Here is a 16,666-nt window from a genome sequence, read left to right on the forward strand (position 1 = left end):
TTGCTTCAAGGCAGCCATTTGCCTGACGTCCGGCGAGCGTCTGCATTTTCCTGAGCACTCGCCATGGCAACCGCTGCCGAGCACGTCTCGACTCCCAGTTTCTCGAAGATGTGCTCCAGATGCTTGCTCACAGTGCGCGGACTTAATTGCAGGATATCGCCGATATCGCGATTGGTTTTGCCCTTGGCCAGCCAGGAAAGCACTTCCGTTTCACGCAGCGTCAACGCGGCACTGGCAAGACGTCCTGTCGGCAACATGCGATTGCTGCTCAATTCAAGCTGCAACATGATTTCATCCATCCCGGCCGAACCCATATTGCGTACCAGCAAACTGGCGCCAGCCGGTTCAGCTATGGAAGCAACCAGTTCCATATTGCTGTCACCATCCCACCAGAATCGCGGCAAGATGAGCGCATCCTGCCTGATGCCGGATTGCATCAGTAATTGCCTTGCGCATGGCGAGCACCATGAAATCACACCCTGCTGATCCAGCATGACCACACCCAGGCCGGACACATCTATCGCATCCAATGCAAATCGGGCAACGCGTGCATTGCCCAAATGCGTGTGCAAACGCGCCAGCACTTCCGGCGCACACACCGGCTTCACCACATAATCCACGCCGCCACAGGCAAAGCCTTCCAGCACATGTGAAGTATCGGACAAGCCTGTCATGAAAATAAGAGGTATATGTTTGGTCGCAAGGTCAGACTTGATGTGACGGCAAGCATCGAAGCCTGACATGCCCGGCATCAGCGCATCCATCAGAATGATGTCCGGCGTGGCCAGGGCCAGGCAACGCAAGGCAGTCTCGCCATCGCAAGCGACCAGCACGGTATAGCCGGAGCTCTCCAGCGTTTCGCACAGTACGCCCAGACTGCTGGGGGCATCATCAACAACCAGCACGACAGGACGGCCATCGGGATTATCAATCAAGGGATCTCATGCTATTAGGTCTATCACTTCTCTACGTTGGCGCGGTTCTGTCTCTTAACGGTTTATGGCTGCTCGGCCGTATCGGCGACAAGGAGATCTGGGTCATCAACGTATTCTCCGGCGGCATCACGCTGCTGATTTCCTTGCAACTGGCATTTGGCGCAAACGCCGATGCCGCATCGATCAAAGGGGCCGCACTCACTCTTTTATTCTCGTTCACCTACCTGTGGGTTGCCTTCAATCGCTTCAATGGCGCAGACGGTCGCGGCCTGGGCTGGTTCAGCCTACCGCCATACCCGTTGCGATCGAGACCCTGCAAGCAGCCACGACAACATGGGGCATCTGGTTCGGCCTGAGCTGGGCTGCGTGGGCGGTCTTGTGGTTCATGTTCTTCCTGCTGCTCTCCATGCAAAAGCAGATCGGCCAGCTGACCGGTGTTGTCGCCTTGTTATGCGGTGTTTTTACCGGATGGCTGCCTGGCTTCCTGCTGCTGAACGGCGTTCTTCAATAGAAATTGTTGATTGCGTGTGCCTGTGACCGACACAGGTACACGTTAATCAATAGTTGCTATCCCACTTCTCCGCACTTCTTTCACTTTTATCCGGCACGAAAATAATTCAACCAAATGGTTGACTTTAAATTTTGCGGTGCTATATTCAACCACATGGTTGAATTAAATACAGAAAAACTCGATGCCGTCTTCAATGCGCTTGGCGATCCTACCCGACGCCAAATGCTGCGATTACTTGCCGATGGAGAACGCACGATAGGCGAGCTTGCTGCGCCTTTCGACATGTCATTTGCCGGTGCCTCCAAGCATGTCAAGGCACTGGAAAATGCCGGTCTGATCTCGCGCATCGTGCAAGGCCGCACGCATCTATGCACATTGGAAGCGGCACCGCTGGCCGCGGCTGAAGACTGGCTGCGCTTTTATCAGAGCTTCTGGACGGATCGTCTCGATGCACTGGAACACGAACTTGAATCTGCAAACAGGAAAAGGAGAAAGTGATGAGCGAATACGGCGTAATGAACGACACAACAAGCGTGCGCATGGAACGTGTACTGCCCGGCGCAATCGACGATGTATGGGAATATCTGACCGACTCCGACAAGCGCAGCACCTGGCTGGCTGCCGGCGTCATGGACTTGCAAGTCGGCGGCAAAGCCGATCTCACTTTCGATTTCAGACGACTCACCAGCGAAACCACGCCAGAGCGCTTCCTGCCCTATGAATCCGGCCATCGGCAAAGCGGCCACATCACGCAATGCGAGCCACCGCATCTGCTGAGCTTTACCTGGAACGAAAAGAATGGGCATGCATCGGAAGTGCGATTTGAACTCAAGTCGCAAGGCACAAAGACGCTGCTGATACTGACGCACAGCCGTTTGCCGAACCGCCAGGAAATGATCAATGTCTCCGGTGGATGGCATACGCATCTGGGTATTCTGGAAGATCGCCTCAGCAACCATGCACCGCGATTATTCTGGGCTACCTTCCTCAAGATGGAGTCGGAATATCAAAAACGCATTCCCGATTTTTCCTGATCAGAGATGCATGCGTAACAATTCCGGCGCTGTATTTAAAGCGCCGGAATTTTTCCTAATGAAGCGTAATACCTGCTTCAGCCAACAGGCCCAGCATGCCCTGCCAGAAAATTTCTATGCCTATGCACAGCAGGATGAAAGCCGACAGCCGCAGCACGACCATCGTACCCAGGCGTCCCAGCAGCCTGACCATCTTGTTCGCATAGCGATAACAGAGAAAAATCACCAGCGCCGTCATGGCCGCGCCCAAAGCTGCACTGCCGATTGAAACAAACAGATTCGACAAACGGGACGGTGCACTTGCACCCAGCGTAATCGACGCCGCAATTGTGCCGGGGCCGACTGTCAGTGGAAAGCTGATCGGATAAAAACTGCGCACCTTGAAATCATCCTCGGACCAGACTTCGCGCGGCTTGCTTGCCACTTGCGTACGGATGGCATCCTGCCCCTTATCGTTCAACAGCCGCCAGCCGGTAGCCGCCACCAGTATGCCGCCACCGATACGCACGATAGGCAGCGAAATACCGAAGAACATCAACACGTGCGAGCCGATGAACATGGTTCCCAGCAGCATGACAAAACAATTGATCGCAACCTGACGCGCCAGCCGCTTCTCTGCATCGCGGTCGATATTGCCCGCGAGACTGGCAAATATTGCCGCATTGCCGAAAGGATTGAGGATGGGTACCAGGGTAATCGGTATCAGGATTGCAGCCTTGAGGAATAGAATCAGCATGAGATATCTTCAGATGGTATGGAAATCAAAAATATGAATGAAAATATGGATGAAAAACAGGCTACCCGAAAAATCTAATGATGATCGACCGAAAATCCGGCCTCCACCCATGCATCGATACCGCCAGTCAATGGTCGCACTCGGGTGTAACCGCGCTGCATTAATTTCCTGGCGATCCGCGCTGCCGATACTTCATTTGGGCAGGCACAATAGACGATGACTTCCGAATCGGTTTCGGTATTGATTACCAGCGCGCTGATATCCTCATCCGACAGCACCATCGCGCCGGGAATTCTCCCGCTCTGCTGGGCGAAGTCGGAGCGCACATCGATGATGGTGGGCGGATTGCCCTGCTTTAGCAATTGATCGAGTTCGTCGACAGAAATGCGCGCCATGCGCAAATCCTTCAAAAAACTATGGCGTTGCCACCATTTGCGCGCAATGTAAATTGCCAGCGCCACTGCCACCAGCACCAAGCCCCATTTGCCCAGGCTGGCCAGAATATCCAGCAAATCCGAAACGGCGGAACTGAACAGTGAGCCGAGAAAAATCGCCGAGCCCGACCACAGCGCCGCGCCCAATGCATCGAAAAAAATGAATTTAACGGAACGCGTACCGATCGCACCGGCCAGCGCACTGGCAACCGAAGCAAAACCGGGGATGAATTTCGCCACCAGTAGCGATGCCGGACCAAAACGCAGATAAATGGATTCGGTCTGACGCACGCAGGAATCCGGCGACAGAGAAATCCGGCACAAGCGCGCCATTACGCGCGCGCCGTAACGCCGTCCAGCCAGATACCAGGCGAAATCGGCAATTAAGGCGGCCAATACGGCAACAAACAACAACATCGGTGCAGAATATTCGCCCCGTCCCAGTAGCGCGCCGGTAATCACAAGCGTAGGATAAGCTGGTATAGGCGCACCCAATTGCTCCAGCAACACATTAGCGAAAACGAAAAGCAAGCCGTATTGCTCAATCAGTTCTAGCAGAAAGCTCATGATATTCGTTCCGTCTCTTGTTCGCGCTTCTTTATTCGGAAGCAGAAAGCATAGCAGGCAGCTGCAAGCTGTGCTTGGCGTGTAAAGATTTTAAACAGGCAAAGGCGATCGTCCCGGCGACAATTTTTTTATCGCGCAACAGGTCAAATCGTCGACATGCAGTAGCTCAAGGAGTCGCATCATGACGAAGGAAATCAGACATTATATGGACGAAGCCGACATAGGCAGCGGCGAAAAAAACGCAGGCGAGCTGGAGACCGAGCTTGAAATCGGCAAAATCAATCCTGGGAGAAAACTCGATCAGCAAGCCATCAAGGACGCGGAAAAGCGTGAAGGCCTGGTCGATGAAGAGCACCCCTTCCCGCCCAAGGGTAACTAGCTGGCGTCAGACTGCACTGCAGAGGGAGTAGTAACGGCAAGCGTCTGCGCCATGCTCTCTCCCAGACGGACCGGGCGCTCTGCCGCCCATGCCGGATTGAAGGACAAGGTATCGTGCGGAAACAGCATGACCACAGTGGAGCCGAGTAAAAAGCGTCCCATCTCTTCGCCTTTCTTCAAGCCGAGATACTGTTTGTCGTAGTGCCATTCGCGTATGTTTCCATTGCGCGTTGCGTTGACTATGCCGTGCCACGTCGTCTGCATGCTGCCGACGATGGTCGCGCCCACCAGCACCAGCACGAACGGCCCCGCAGCGCCCTCGAACACGCATACCACGCGTTCGTTGCGCGCAAACAGATTCGGCACGCCGCGTGCAGTCGTCGGATTAACTGAAAACAATGCGCCCGGTACATAAATCATGCGCATCAGGCGGCCATCGCAAGGCATGTGGATACGGTGGTAGTCGCGCGGACTCAGGTACACGGTGGCAAAGCTGCCGTTCTCGAACTGCGCTGCCAATTCACGATCGCCGCCCACTAGCGCAGTAGTGGAATAACTGTGCCCCTTGGCCTGGAATATCTGGTCTTTTTGTATCGTGCCGCACTGGCTGATCGCGCCATCGACCGGGCAGATATATGGATCGTCGGCCAGCGGACGCGCACCGCTGCGTAGTGCGCGGGTGAAGAATTCGTTGAAACTGGCGTAGCTGCGGATATCCGGATTCGCCGCTTCCGTCATATTGACGCCGTATTTGCCGATAAACCAGCGTATCAGGCCGGTCGTCACGCGCCCTGCTTTCGCGCCCGCGACTTTACCGGCGAAGATGGTCAATGCTTTTTTAGGCAGCAGGTATTGCGGAAGAACAGGCAGGCGATTGGACACAATGAATTCGATGAAAAAAGATGCGTGATTGTAGCGGGTCTTGAAGCTTATTTCGGTGCAATGACGCGCCTGACGGTAATCCGGTCGATAAAAAATTCGCCGTCTACACATTTGCGGTGCGGCACGCCTGACAATTCAAAGCCCAATCCGCCATCTTCCAGCCACATGTGCACCAGCGTATCGAACTCTTCGGGGTCGAGATGCAGCATCTGCGCCGAAATAACAAACTGCGCACCATCTTTTTGCTTATTGACAATATCTTCGAGCAAGGCCATCTGCATTCCATTCCAAAACAAAAACTGCCGACATCATAGCTTTTTTCAGTTGCCAGATGTGCGTTTCGCTTTGCCGGCAGAGGCTTTTGCCTTGCTGGAAAAGACCAGCTGGCATGGATCTGACTCAGGATTGGCGCCATCCCATATCGATGTAGCAAGCACACTGACGCCACTGGTCAGGATTGCCGCACCTATTCTTGCTATGGCACCAAGCGCGCCGCTTTCATCCATACTTAATTCCGGGTTGACGAGCTGGCCGACGATTTTCACTTCGCCGGCAAAGTTGGAAATGCCCAGATTGATACCTGAACGCGCACGCACACGGCCGCGCAAGTCCAGCGTCTGGCTGCGCAAATTCACCGCGCCGCGCGTCAGTAATTGGCTGGCATCGCTACGTGCGCCTACAATTGCCTCGCCACGCGCCACGCCGGACTGGAAGGGCAAACGTGCACTGACGCAGGAAAGATCGATACGATCGGAATCCTTGGCTGAAAACAGGCCGGTCAGCCAGAACTCGGCATTGCCTGCCTTGGGCGAGAGAATTTTTGCCGCACCGACCTGAATATTGACGGGGCCACTGAGCGTGGCGGCAAGGTCGTTCATCGATGCGCCTGTCGCATCGATACGCGCATCGACTTTCATCGCTCCACCTGTGATGGCGATGTTCTTTCCGCTTTGCCTGAACCATTGCTCCAGCGTGGTATCGGCCATCTGCAGATTCAGATGCACGGCTTTTTTACGGCCCTCAAAAAGTGCGTCGCCGCTTGCATGACCGCCCAGCAGCTTGCCGGAAAACGCCTCCACTTTCATGCGATCATCGTTGAAACTCATCTGCGCTGCCGCATCTGCGACTTCAATGCCGGAACGCATTTTCAAGGCTGAAATTTTGACTTCGGCAGTTCCTTGCGTCCCTTGGAGGTCGATCAGCAAGGGCCAGGCGAGCGCTTGATCGCGGAACAATTGTCCGTTTTTTTTAGGCGGCAGTGATGGCTGGCCGATGTCAAGAAAAGTCTGCACCATGTCTATTCTGTCGGCTTGCAGGCGCGCATGAAAAACCGGCTTGCTGCCGCTGCCATCCCACCGGCCGTCACCGGACAAATTCAGCTTGCCCATGTGCAGTCTGACATCCGCAATCTCGGTTTTTTTATTGGCTGCGTGCAGCTTCATCTCCCCTTTCAAAGGCACTGGAGATGGGCGTTGTATGCCGAAAAAAGCGAACATGTCCTGCATCGACTCTGCTTCTATCGAGGCTGCAATATCGTAGTTCTGCAATGCGAGATCAAGAGGAATCTTGCCGCTAATCGTGACTTTTGCCTGACCGGAAATTGCGTGCACGATGCCATTGCTGACTGCACCCGGCTTGCCCAGTTCCGATAAATCGTCCAGCTTGCCGTCCAGTTGCAGCAAATGATTGTCGCGCACTACTTTCATTCCGAATTTCACGCGCTGCAAACCGCGCCCGCCATCGGCATGCAGACTGAGCACCTGCCATTGTGCAGGCTCTTCCTTGGCATTGCGAAAACGGATATTGCTGTGCAAGACGCTCAGGGATGTCAGCGTCATATCCGGCAGGGAAACAGCGTCCGCATCCGGAAATTCCCAATTGCGTTTACCGTCAACTGCGATTTCCAGGTTCGCTTGCAAGCCTTCAAGATGCAATCCGCTCAAGACGATCCTGCCGCTTAACAGCGGCAGCAAGGCAAGCTGCGCAGTGACAGAAGACGCTTCAAGAAAATGCTGATCCTGTGCCCAGACGGGATTGGATAGCGTGACATTTTTCGCATGCAATTGCGGATAAGGAAACAGACTCAGGTCGATTTCACCTAGCGTCAGTTCGCGCATCAAGGCCTGCCTGAACTGGTCGCGTGCAATGATTTTCAGATGCGCGCTGTCGGTCTGCGTATACAGGATGCTCACAGCAATGACCAGCGCAAGCGCCAATCCGCCCGCTCCCCACAACACTATTTTTTGCCACTTGTGCATGCGTTTTATCCTTGCACCGGGTCAGCGTACCAAATCTGCGTCTGAACGCAATCGATAGAGTGACCGAGGATATAACAGATGCGGCAAGACGTCATGCAGGATGTGCTCTGTACGCATGCAGGGCAAGACGGCGTGACACCACAACACTGCTTGCGCAGGCTACAGCAGCATCATGCGGGCAGCGCCCTATGCGTTACTGGGTTGACGCCGTTCAGCAGATAATCGATCAACTCGCGTACTGGCCGGATTGCCGTGCCGAATGGCAGAGGCTCGGAGCCGCGAAAGAACAAACCGCGCTTGACGTCGCCTTCCAGTGCAAAGCCCAATTGCGTATCGATGCAGAATTGCCCGGCTTTCGCGATGCCGTCACGCAAACCGCATTGATGCAGGCAATCGAAGCCGACCGTACAATCTTTCGGTCCTGCCTTGCGCTGCAGCTTGGCTTCCTTGTCGAGATAATTGGCCAGCCATTGCGTCTTTACCGCACGCGCCGGCAAACCGGCGCAGCTCATGAAGGTCACGATGTCTTCCGGCCTCGCGCCGGTCAATACCCTCTTGAAATTGATATGCGCATCGCCTTCTTCGCTCACCGCAAACGGCGTACCGAGTTGCACCGCGCTGGCGCCGAGGGCAAACAGTTCGCGCACCTGTTCCGGGCTGTGTATCCCGCCGGCGGTAATCAGCGGGATCTTCTCGCTCTCCAGACCCAGCTCCTTGAACAAGGCCAGCGTTCCTTCCAGCACCACGGAAAACGCAAAGTGCGGATCGTTGACGCTATCGAGTCCGGCAGCGCCCAGGTGGCCGGCCGCAAATTGCGGATTCTCGATCACGATCGCGTCCGGCAGGCGCTTGCGGCGCATCCATTTTTTCAATATCAGCGCAATGCCGCGCGCATCGGACAGAATCGGGATCAAGGCCACATCCGGATATTCGCTGGTTAACTCAGGCAAATCCATGGGCAGGCCGGCTCCGACCACGATCGCATCGGCGCCGCTTTCACAGGATTGCCGCACATAGGCTGCGTATTCGGCCACCGCCCGCATCACGTTGACGGCGACCATGCCGCGACCTTCTGCCATTGCCTTGGCGGCCTTGATTTCACGATCGAGTGCAATCAGATTGGCTGCATTGATCAGCTCCTTGCTGCGCGACTTTTCGGTTTGCGCCATCAGGTCTGGATGATGCCGCCGCAGATCGACACTGGAAATCGTGCCGAGCGCACCGAGGCTGGCGACAGTGCCGGCCAGGCGATGCGCAGAAACGCCCACGCCCATGCCGCCTTGCACGATGGGGAGCAGTAATTTATTCTTCAGTTTCAACTTCGGGAATGCGGTATCCAGCACAATCATCCTTCGCTTGCCATATAGATGCCCGACTGTAGCAAAGAGGATCGCAGACAAATTGACATGGATCAAAAATGATTCAGACTGAAATGTGATCCTTGTTCTTGAAACATCAAATGACGGCCTCATCATGACTTCATATCAGAATGATAAAGTGCCGTTTACTGTTCAACATCGCACAAGGCATCCATGTCACGTCACTATCACTCCGAACATCACCGCAATGACCGCATTGGCTGGTTGCGTGCTGCCGTACTCGGTGCAAACGATGGCATCATTTCCACCGCCTGCCTGATGCTGGGCGTGGCGGCGGCCAATGCAGATCGCAGTGAATTGCTGGTCGCGGGCGTGGCGGCGCTGGTAGCCGGCGCCATGTCGATGGCGGCCGGCGAATATGTTTCCGTCAGTTCGCAATCGGATACGGAACAGGCAGATCTGGAACGCGAACGCGTGGAACTGCGCGATCAGCCGGCTGCCGAACAGCGTGAGCTGGCATCGATTTATACCGCACGCGGCGTGGCGCCTGAGCTGGCCATGCAAGTCGCGCAGCAATTAATGACGCATGACGCACTCAGTGCGCACGCAAGGGACGAACTTGGCATTCACGATACCTCGGCAGCGCAACCGGTGCAGGCGGCGATCGCCTCCGCCCTTACTTTCTCTGCCGGCGCTGCATTACCGCTAGTGACTGCCCTGATCGCACCGCCATCCATGCTGATAGCGTCACTGACGGCTACCTCGCTGCTGTTTCTGATAGCACTGGGGATGCTGGCAGCAAAAGCAGGTGGCGCCCCTCTGCTCCGTGCCGCGGTGCGCGTCGGCTTCTGGGGTGCACTGGCAATGGGTATCACGGCAGGCATAGGCAAACTATTCGGCACCGTTGTTTAACGCGTACTATCTATTGAATAAACAACGGGCATTCCGCTTATTGAAGTTTCACTGAAATCAGGCAGAAGGCTGCAGACATGAAATTCAAGGACTATTACGAAATTCTCGGCGTCAAACGCGATGCGACGCAAGACGAAATCAAGGGCGCCTACCGCAAGCTGGCGCGCAAATATCATCCGGATGTCAGCAAGGAAGCGAATGCAGAAGCGCGCTTCAAGGAAATGGGCGAAGCCTACAAGGTCTTGAAGGACCCGGAACAACGCGCCTCTTACGATCAACTCGGCGCTAACTGGAAGAATGGCCAGGATTTCCAGCCGCCGCCGAATGCCGATGCAGGTTTTGAATTCAGCGGCCGCGGTGCGCACGCTGACTTCGGCGATGGATCGGATTTCAGCGATTATTTCGAGCAAATGTTCGGCCAGCAAACCGGCTGGCGCGGACAGCATCGCACGCGCCATGTGCAAGGCGAAGATCATCATGCCAAGGTGCAGATCGATCTGGAAGATGCGTATCGCGGTGCGGAACGCAACATCTCGCTACGCATGCCGACGGTTGATGAGCATGGTCATGTCGTCACCAAAGAGCGCACGCTCAGCGTCAATATTCCGAAAGGCATACGCGCCGGACAAACCCTGCGCCTGGCCGGCCAGGGCGGACCGGGTATCGGCCAAGGCAAGGCCGGCGACCTGTATCTGGAAATTGTGTTCCGCCCCCATCCGCGTTACCGCGTAGACGGACGCGATGTGTATGTGGATCTGCCGCTGGCACCGTGGGAAGCGGCACTGGGCGCCAGCATCGCAGTGCCGACGCCGGAAGGATCGGTAGAGCTGACCATCCCGCCGAACTCCTCGGCCGGGCGCAAGTTGCGCTTGAAGGGCAAAGGCATTCCGGGCAAGGAAGCCGGCGACCTGTATGCGGTATTGACGATCGTCCTGCCGCCGGCCCAGACGGAGAAGGCCAAAGAAGCTTATCGGGCACTAAAAGAAACGCTCGATTTCAACCCGCGTGCATCGTTGTAAAGGACGTCCATCATGATTCAGACCACGATCAAGCATCTCGACGCACAGATAGTTGAAGAAGAGCTCCATCTCACGCTGGTTGAACTGTGCCAGACCTGCCAGGTATCGGAAGATTTGATTAGCGCATGGGTCTTTGAAGGAGTACTGGAACCGGACGGACAGTTGCCGCAGGAATGGCGCTTCAGCGGTTCATCCCTAAGACGTGCGCGTCTGGCCCAACATCTGGTGCAGGATATGGAAATCAACACGCCCGGTGTGGCGCTCGCGCTCGACCTGCTCGATCAGATCGACATGCTGAAAGCCCAACTGAAACGCAGCGGTCATTACTGATTTTTCCCTGCACGGAAAAAACTGCAGCACGGCATAAATATCGACCACGCAAGATGGAACTGCGGCTTACCCTTTGCTGTGCTTGACGATCACTGTGCAGGTCATGCCGGCCACCAGCAGATGCTCCTTCTTCAGATCGTCGATACGTATGCGCACCGGTATGCGTTGCGCCAGCCGCACCCAGTTGAAGGTTGGATTGACGTCGGCCAGCAACTCCTTGCCGGTTGTCGCATCGCGATCGGTGATGCCACGCGAGATGCTTTCTATATGGCCTTTCAGCGACGGTCCACCGCTCATCAGATGGATCTCCACTTCGTCGTTGAGCGATAGATAGGGTAATTTTGTTTCTTCAAAATAACCGCTTACATAATAGGAATTGCTGTCGATTACCGCCAGTTGAGGCACGCCGGCGGTGGCAAAATCGCCCGCATACACATGCAGATTGGTGACGTAGCCATCAACCGGCGCACGCACATCGGTACGCTCCAGATTGAGCTGCGCCGTTTCGCGTGCGGCTACTGCTGCCAGATATTTTGCGCCGGCAATGGATGACAGCGAAGCCGCCGCTTCTCGGTTTTCGCTGGTCACGATGGAGGCATCGAGTCCGTTGCGTCGCGCCGACTCCTTGCTGCGCATGTTCCGCTCGGCCTGCTGCGCTGCCACTTCAGCTTCAGTTTGCGCCAGCGCATGGCTGTAACGGCTCCTGTCTATGCTGAACAGTACATCGCCTTTGTGCACGAATTGGTTATCGCGTACCGCAACCTTGGTCACGATACCTGAAACATCCGGCGCAATATGAATCGTATCGGCCTTGACGCGGCCATCGCGCGTCCACGGCGAATACATATTGTCATCCCACAGATATTTGCCGAACAGGATGGCAATCAGGAGCAGGACACCGGTAATGATGTAACGTAAATAGGCGGACGTACGCATGAGAGCAATCCCTCTTTCAGTAAATAAGCAGCGCGAGCGCACCGAAAATACAAACCAGCAGGCACAGCCGGAACAGCGAGCGATGCCATACATAACGATAAACGCCGAAGTGGCCGCACAACCAGTCCACACCAACATGAATCAGCACGCTCAGCAGGAAAATCAGCAATAGCGATGGCGCCAGTACGCCAAAGATGGAAATTTCACGCGGCATCATGGGCTGTTCCTGTCGGCGCTGTCGAGTCAATGGAAAAATCGTTCAAGGATCGATCGAGCAAGGACGCGTTGATCAGATGAAGGTCCGTCAACGCACGGCGCAATCGCGCAGTCTCGCCGGCTTCTGCATTTGTTTCGTCAAGCAGCAATGCCTGCAGCATTTTTCCGGCAGCCTGCGTGGCGGCAAGCGCCTGCGCATGCTGCTGCACTTGTGGCTGACGGAAATAATCTGCCAGAGCGGCAATACATTGTTCCTTGGCTAGGCGCACCGGATGGCCAATGCTCAGGTGCGCGCTCCAGTCGCGCAGATCGATCAGGGCATGTCCGAGCTCCAGCAGGGTAATGGCCTGATTCAGCGTCTGGCGTGTCGCCGCATCCGCAGTGCCGCGCACACTCATGCTCAACTGATTCAGAAGGTCACGGATACGACTCTCGAAATGGTGGCGCAGATGCGCCGCATCGCTGACGCACAGACGCAGCGCCTCATCCCACAATGCCCGGGCAATATGACGGCGCGAACCCTGCTTATGCTCGGGCAGGATCAAAGCAAAGATTATTGCAGCAAGTATCAGACCGATGATCTGCGCCATGCCATCGTTGATAAAGCTGGGCACATTGAAACGCATCATGTTTTCCGGCGCGATCATTTGTGCAAACATCAGATTGAAACCCATCCCGATGCCCGCGATATTGCGCCAGGTGCTGGCATACGCACCCGCCATCAGAAAAGGCAGCATCGCCAGCACCATCATCAGATAACCTTCCACGTGATTGAGCATGAAGAAAGCGCAAAGAAATGCGAACGGGGTTCCCAGCATGAATCCGAATGTGGTCTGACGGATCAGGCGGCCCGGCTCGGCAGAAGACGCTGCAAGGCCGCAAAAAATAACGGCAATAATTACCGCACCGCTGGCGCTGGGCCAGTTCAGCGCATACCAGGCGGAAGTCAATACCAACACCGCCGCCGCAGTGCGCAAGCCGGCGGCAACGGCAATCATGGTCGGCGTTTTAGCGCTGTAGGCTAGTACCTTCGTCTGGTTTCTTGCCGGCGTTCGGGACAGGCGTTTTGGCAAGGCCTGATAAATCACGACCAGTCGATAAAATTCATCACTGAAGCGCTGTATCAATTCAAGCGCCGTATCGAGGTCCAGTTGCTGCTGATGACTGCCCTGCCGCAGCAGAAAATCCTTGCGTGCATTGGCGGTCAGCGCTGGCAACGTGGCACGCAACTGTACGAATTTGTTTCGCGTCACGCTCACTTCCGCCGCTGTTCGTGCTGGAATATGGGTAACCAGCAAGGCTTGTGAAAATGCGGCATAGAGCGGCGCAATCAGCTCCGGCACCAGCATGTCGCCACGACTGCGCAGGCGTTCCATCAACTGATGCAAGGTATGGAAAGTGGTCAGGCCGACCATGGCAGCCGCATTGAATGCATACAGTTGCTGGCTGCGCGTGCGCGTATCGCCGGCTTCAAAAACCGCCGCTGCACGGCCGGATTCCAATGCCGCAATCTCGGTCGCGAACTGCAGATGCAAACGTTCCAGTTGTTCTGCACTCAGGCGTCCCTGCATGGCGTCGTAACACAGTTGCGCAAAATTTCGATACAGCTTGCGCACCGCCTGCACCAACTGCTCGCTCTGATGTTTCGGAAACAGGGCGTCGTTAACCAGCGCCGCGCACAATATGCCCAGCGATATTTCCGTCACGCGAGAAACAGCCAGATTGAATACATCCAGCGGCGCATTAATACCCGGCAACGCAATCATGCACGCTGTGTAACCGGCCAGCACAAAACCGTAAGAGCGCGCATTGCGCATCAAGGCGGAACCTGCGGTACACAAACCGACCCACAAGGCGAGCGCGATGAAAAGCAGCATCGCCTGTTGCGGAAACAGAGCGAAAAAAAACAGCGCCGCTGCACAACCGATCAGCGTGCCGAGCAAACGATAGATGCTTTTCTCCAGCGCCATGCCGCTGCTGGGCAAGGCGACGATGAAGACCGTCATCATGGCGCTGCGCGGTGAGTCAAAGCCGAGCCGAAAGGCGATCCACAAGGCGAGGAAAGCTGCCAGCAAGGTTTTGAGCACGAAGGCCCAGCGCTGCCCTTCCGTATCCATCCAGTCCTGCATCACCACGCGGGCACGGCGATGCCATGCAGCCGGCGGTGCCGGTGTTGGCATTAACGGTGTGGCTTCAGCAGCATTGCTCATGTCGAATGCTTCTCCTCCAGATTGGCGAGCTGTTGCCTGAGCAAGGTTTCCTGCAATGCGAGATTCCTGTCGTTAATGCCGTCGAACGTCTGGTGCAAAATAGCCCAATACTCCGGAGAAATCTGTTCGATGCGTTTTCTGCCTGCGCTGGTCAGCGATATTTCCACACTGCGGCGATCCTCCAGACTGAAACGGCGCTTGATCAGGCCCTGCTTTTCCAGATCGTTGCAGATACGGGTGAGATTGGCCGGTTTTTCCGAGCAGGCGTCACCCAGATCGGATGCACGTTGCGTTTCATCGTCAGATCCGTACAGCACCATCAGCGCGGTATAGCTGACACTCGTCAGGCCATGTTTTTTCATCGCAGTATTGAGTGCATCCTGCGTGCGTTTCTGTATGTGATACGCCAGCCTGTTGAGCGTCACCAGTTGCTGCGGCTGATCCGGCATGCGCACGCTGCAACGGGCGATGCGATGAATCGTGCCATCAAAATTACTCATGCGTGCCTGCCTTTCCACCATCAACCGGAGGTGTGTTTGCTTCTACCGCGACCTGCACGGGAAGATAACCGCCACCCAATGCAAGCATCAGTGCAGCATGACTTTCCAGCATGCGTGCGGTGATTTGCGCCTGCTGTTGCTGTTGTGCCAGCAAGGCGACTTCACTATTGAGCAGCAGCAGAAAATCGCTCATGCCGGCCGCAAAGCCCTTGCTGGTCAAAGCACGCGCCTTGCCGGCGGTTGCCAGCGCGCCATCGTTCAAATGCTTTTGCTGCTGCAGCGATTGCGCCACAACTAGGGTGTTGGCCACGCTTTCCAGCGCATGTATCAATGTGCCGTTGTAGCTTTCCACCGCCATGTCGTACGCCGCCATGTGTGCGCCGAGATTGCTGCGCAAGCGGCCGCCATCGAAAATCGGCAGGGAAATGGCCGGCCCTATTCCGCGTATGGCCGACTCGCCACTGAGGAATTTGCTGAAGCCTATCGCTTGAAAGCCGATGAAAGCCATCAAATTGATATTCGGATAGAACGAGGCTTTGGCTGCTTCAATCTGTTTTGCTGCAGCTTCGACACCCCAGCGTCGCGCGACGACATCCGGGCGGCGGCCGATCAGATCGGCCGGCAAGGCAGATGGCAATTGCATCCAGGAGCGTCCATCGAGCGCCAGTACCGGACGCGCAATCCGCTCACCCTCGCCCGGCCCCTTGCCGCTCAGGGCTGCAAGCTGATGACGCAGGATGGTGATGGATTCTTCGTATTGTTCTATTTGCATATGCAAAGGCGGCACAGCGGCTTCCAGTTGCGTGACATCGACTTCGGTTGCCAGCCCGGCAGTCATGCGCTGGCGCATGACATGCAAGGCTTTTTCGCGATGTGCCAGCGTCTCTTCGGCAATGTCTTTCAATGCGAACTGCAATGACAGCTGGACGTAGCTGCGTACGATATTGTTTTCCAGCGCAAGCCTTGCCATCTGCGATTCCGCTGCGGCGACCTTGACTTCATCCAGCGCGGAAGCCAACTCCTGGCGATGCCGACCCCATAAATCAAGATCGTAAGTCGCTTCTACAGCGGCGCGGTTGTACCAAGCATAGTTGCCCGCTTCCGGTGGCGGGATGAAATCGTGTTCGGAAAATAGCTGGCGCGTCATGGATGTAGCAATGCCCACACTGGGAAGTGTGGCGGCTTCTGCCAATCCTGCGTAATTCTGCGCCAGGCGCACGCGCGCTTCAGCGATATGCAGATTGGGATTGTCGCTCAAAGAAGCGGCAATCAAGCCATCCAGTTGCGGGTCGCCGTAAGCATGCCACCACTCCAGCTGCGGCCATGCCACTGTGACGCCCTGCGTAGAACCGGCAATCTCCTTGCCGCCCACCAGTTTGTTTGCATCGACCTGTTGCGTCTGCGGCTTGATATTTCCCATGTCGGCGCAGGCAGCAAGCAAGGCCGTCAAACAGACAAGACACAGGTAAGTTATCTTTTTCATGGTGAT

Annotated in this window: 18 protein-coding genes and 1 pseudogene; 7 read left to right on the forward strand and 12 right to left on the reverse strand. The window is 55.8% G+C overall.

The window, feature by feature from the left end; genetic code table 11:
- Window positions 1-5: 5 nt before the first annotated feature.
- Window positions 6-935, reverse strand: coding sequence for a response regulator (locus ACIQW9_RS04875; RefSeq protein ID WP_402333666.1), 930 nt, complete (start codon window positions 933-935; stop codon window positions 6-8).
- 8 nt (window positions 936-943) lie between these two features.
- On the opposite strand from ACIQW9_RS04875, the pseudogene ACIQW9_RS04880 reads away from it, so the two are divergent.
- The 3 genes and pseudogenes from ACIQW9_RS04880 (at window position 944) to ACIQW9_RS04890 (ending at window position 2,480) form a co-directional block, all read left to right on the forward strand.
- Window positions 944-1,446: pseudogene (locus ACIQW9_RS04880) on the forward strand (AmiS/UreI family transporter).
- A 153-nt stretch (window positions 1,447-1,599) separates the two neighbouring features.
- Window positions 1,600-1,944 carry an ArsR/SmtB family transcription factor gene (locus ACIQW9_RS04885; protein ID WP_402333669.1) on the forward strand — a complete coding sequence of 115 codons (345 nt, stop codon included), beginning with the start codon at window positions 1,600-1,602 and terminating at the stop codon, window positions 1,942-1,944.
- Window positions 1,944-2,480 carry an SRPBCC family protein gene (locus tag ACIQW9_RS04890; RefSeq protein ID WP_402333672.1) on the forward strand — a complete coding sequence of 179 codons (537 nt, stop codon included), beginning with the start codon at window positions 1,944-1,946 and terminating at the stop codon, window positions 2,478-2,480. Before ACIQW9_RS04885 ends, ACIQW9_RS04890 begins: the two co-directional genes overlap by 1 nt.
- A gap of 55 nt (window positions 2,481-2,535) precedes the next feature.
- On the opposite strand, the gene ACIQW9_RS04895 is transcribed toward ACIQW9_RS04890, so the two are convergent.
- Together ACIQW9_RS04895 and ACIQW9_RS04900 are read right to left on the reverse strand one after the other, a co-directional pair.
- On the reverse strand, window positions 2,536-3,216 hold the full coding sequence (locus ACIQW9_RS04895) for a MarC family protein (RefSeq protein ID WP_402333675.1): 681 nt from the start codon (window positions 3,214-3,216) through the stop codon (window positions 2,536-2,538).
- A 74-nt stretch (window positions 3,217-3,290) separates the two neighbouring features.
- The gene (locus ACIQW9_RS04900; protein ID WP_402333677.1) at window positions 3,291-4,217 is read right to left on the reverse strand and encodes a DedA family protein/thiosulfate sulfurtransferase GlpE; all 927 of its coding nucleotides are present in this window, start codon (window positions 4,215-4,217) and stop codon (window positions 3,291-3,293) included.
- Between the two features lie 181 nt (window positions 4,218-4,398).
- Here ACIQW9_RS04900 and ACIQW9_RS04905 point away from each other — a divergent pair, with 181 nt between their 5' ends.
- Window positions 4,399-4,596 carry a hypothetical protein gene (locus ACIQW9_RS04905; RefSeq protein ID WP_402333680.1) on the forward strand — a complete coding sequence of 66 codons (198 nt, stop codon included), beginning with the start codon at window positions 4,399-4,401 and terminating at the stop codon, window positions 4,594-4,596.
- On the opposite strand, the gene asd is transcribed toward ACIQW9_RS04905, so the two are convergent.
- The 4 genes from asd to ACIQW9_RS04925 all read right to left on the reverse strand — a co-directional run bounded on the left by asd (window position 4,593) and on the right by ACIQW9_RS04925 (window position 9,084).
- Window positions 4,593-5,477, reverse strand: a complete 885-nt coding sequence (gene asd / locus ACIQW9_RS04910) for an archaetidylserine decarboxylase (protein WP_402333683.1) — start codon at window positions 5,475-5,477, stop codon at window positions 4,593-4,595. The two genes, ACIQW9_RS04905 and asd, sit on opposite strands and share 4 nt — an antisense overlap.
- Window positions 5,478-5,524: 47 nt before the next feature.
- Complete coding sequence (locus ACIQW9_RS04915) at window positions 5,525-5,752, reverse strand: hypothetical protein (protein ID WP_011870949.1); 228 nt, start codon at window positions 5,750-5,752, stop codon at window positions 5,525-5,527.
- Window positions 5,753-5,797: 45 nt separating this feature from the next.
- The gene (locus ACIQW9_RS04920) at window positions 5,798-7,735 is read right to left on the reverse strand and encodes an AsmA family protein (RefSeq protein ID WP_402333685.1); all 1,938 of its coding nucleotides are present in this window, start codon (window positions 7,733-7,735) and stop codon (window positions 5,798-5,800) included.
- Between the two features lie 170 nt (window positions 7,736-7,905).
- Complete coding sequence (locus ACIQW9_RS04925) at window positions 7,906-9,084, reverse strand: NAD(P)H-dependent flavin oxidoreductase (RefSeq protein ID WP_402337889.1); 1,179 nt, start codon at window positions 9,082-9,084, stop codon at window positions 7,906-7,908.
- A 183-nt stretch (window positions 9,085-9,267) separates the two neighbouring features.
- Between ACIQW9_RS04925 and ACIQW9_RS04930 the strand changes: the two genes are divergently transcribed.
- From ACIQW9_RS04930 to ACIQW9_RS04940, 3 genes are all read left to right on the forward strand, one after another.
- On the forward strand, window positions 9,268-9,966 hold the full coding sequence (locus ACIQW9_RS04930) for a VIT family protein (protein ID WP_402333688.1): 699 nt from the start codon (window positions 9,268-9,270) through the stop codon (window positions 9,964-9,966).
- A gap of 77 nt (window positions 9,967-10,043) precedes the next feature.
- Window positions 10,044-10,985, forward strand: a complete 942-nt coding sequence (locus ACIQW9_RS04935) for a DnaJ C-terminal domain-containing protein (protein ID WP_402333691.1) — start codon at window positions 10,044-10,046, stop codon at window positions 10,983-10,985.
- 12 nt (window positions 10,986-10,997) lie between these two features.
- Complete coding sequence (locus ACIQW9_RS04940) at window positions 10,998-11,315, forward strand: chaperone modulator CbpM (protein WP_402333694.1); 318 nt, start codon at window positions 10,998-11,000, stop codon at window positions 11,313-11,315.
- Between the two features lie 66 nt (window positions 11,316-11,381).
- On the opposite strand, the gene ACIQW9_RS04945 is transcribed toward ACIQW9_RS04940, so the two are convergent.
- The 5 genes from ACIQW9_RS04945 to ACIQW9_RS04965 are packed head-to-tail and all read right to left on the reverse strand — an operon-like array spanning window position 11,382 to window position 16,660.
- Window positions 11,382-12,251 carry an efflux RND transporter periplasmic adaptor subunit gene (locus tag ACIQW9_RS04945; protein ID WP_402333697.1) on the reverse strand — a complete coding sequence of 290 codons (870 nt, stop codon included), beginning with the start codon at window positions 12,249-12,251 and terminating at the stop codon, window positions 11,382-11,384.
- Between the two features lie 16 nt (window positions 12,252-12,267).
- Window positions 12,268-12,468: a DUF1656 domain-containing protein gene (locus tag ACIQW9_RS04950; protein WP_402333700.1), complete on the reverse strand. Its 201-nt coding sequence runs from the start codon at window positions 12,466-12,468 to the stop codon at window positions 12,268-12,270.
- Complete coding sequence (locus ACIQW9_RS04955; RefSeq protein ID WP_402333703.1) at window positions 12,455-14,677, reverse strand: FUSC family protein; 2,223 nt, start codon at window positions 14,675-14,677, stop codon at window positions 12,455-12,457. The genes ACIQW9_RS04950 and ACIQW9_RS04955 overlap by 14 nt, the downstream gene beginning before the upstream one ends.
- Window positions 14,674-15,177 (reverse strand): MarR family winged helix-turn-helix transcriptional regulator, encoded by a 504-nt coding sequence (locus ACIQW9_RS04960; RefSeq protein WP_402333705.1) that lies wholly within the window; start codon window positions 15,175-15,177, stop codon window positions 14,674-14,676. The genes ACIQW9_RS04955 and ACIQW9_RS04960 overlap by 4 nt, the downstream gene beginning before the upstream one ends.
- Entirely contained in the window at window positions 15,170-16,660 is a 1,491-nt protein-coding gene (locus ACIQW9_RS04965) for an efflux transporter outer membrane subunit (protein WP_402333706.1), read from the reverse strand. The genes ACIQW9_RS04960 and ACIQW9_RS04965 overlap by 8 nt, the downstream gene beginning before the upstream one ends.
- Window positions 16,661-16,666: the final 6 nt, after the last annotated feature.

The organism is Herminiimonas sp. NPDC097707, assembly GCF_044761395.1.
GTDB lineage: Bacteria > Pseudomonadota > Gammaproteobacteria > Burkholderiales > Burkholderiaceae_D > Oxalicibacterium.

Coding starts and splice junctions, on each gene's coding strand:
- ACIQW9_RS04885 (WP_402333669.1), top strand. CDS start 1,600: ATGGTTGAATTAAATACAGAAAAACTCGATGCCGTCTTCAATGCGCTT.
- ACIQW9_RS04890 (WP_402333672.1), top strand. CDS start 1,944: ATGAGCGAATACGGCGTAATGAACGACACAACAAGCGTGCGCATGGAA.
- ACIQW9_RS04895 (WP_402333675.1), bottom strand. CDS start 3,216: ATGCTGATTCTATTCCTCAAGGCTGCAATCCTGATACCGATTACCCTG.
- ACIQW9_RS04900 (WP_402333677.1), bottom strand. CDS start 4,217: ATGAGCTTTCTGCTAGAACTGATTGAGCAATACGGCTTGCTTTTCGTT.
- ACIQW9_RS04905 (WP_402333680.1), top strand. CDS start 4,399: ATGACGAAGGAAATCAGACATTATATGGACGAAGCCGACATAGGCAGC.
- ACIQW9_RS04915 (WP_011870949.1), bottom strand. CDS start 5,752: ATGGCCTTGCTCGAAGATATTGTCAATAAGCAAAAAGATGGTGCGCAG.
- ACIQW9_RS04920 (WP_402333685.1), bottom strand. CDS start 7,735: ATGCACAAGTGGCAAAAAATAGTGTTGTGGGGAGCGGGCGGATTGGCG.
- ACIQW9_RS04925 (WP_402337889.1), bottom strand. CDS start 9,084: ATGATTGTGCTGGATACCGCATTCCCGAAGTTGAAACTGAAGAATAAA.
- ACIQW9_RS04930 (WP_402333688.1), top strand. CDS start 9,268: ATGTCACGTCACTATCACTCCGAACATCACCGCAATGACCGCATTGGC.
- ACIQW9_RS04935 (WP_402333691.1), top strand. CDS start 10,044: ATGAAATTCAAGGACTATTACGAAATTCTCGGCGTCAAACGCGATGCG.
- ACIQW9_RS04940 (WP_402333694.1), top strand. CDS start 10,998: ATGATTCAGACCACGATCAAGCATCTCGACGCACAGATAGTTGAAGAA.
- ACIQW9_RS04945 (WP_402333697.1), bottom strand. CDS start 12,251: ATGCGTACGTCCGCCTATTTACGTTACATCATTACCGGTGTCCTGCTC.
- ACIQW9_RS04950 (WP_402333700.1), bottom strand. CDS start 12,468: ATGATGCCGCGTGAAATTTCCATCTTTGGCGTACTGGCGCCATCGCTA.
- ACIQW9_RS04955 (WP_402333703.1), bottom strand. CDS start 14,677: ATGAGCAATGCTGCTGAAGCCACACCGTTAATGCCAACACCGGCACCG.
- ACIQW9_RS04960 (WP_402333705.1), bottom strand. CDS start 15,177: ATGAGTAATTTTGATGGCACGATTCATCGCATCGCCCGTTGCAGCGTG.
- ACIQW9_RS04965 (WP_402333706.1), bottom strand. CDS start 16,660: ATGAAAAAGATAACTTACCTGTGTCTTGTCTGTTTGACGGCCTTGCTT.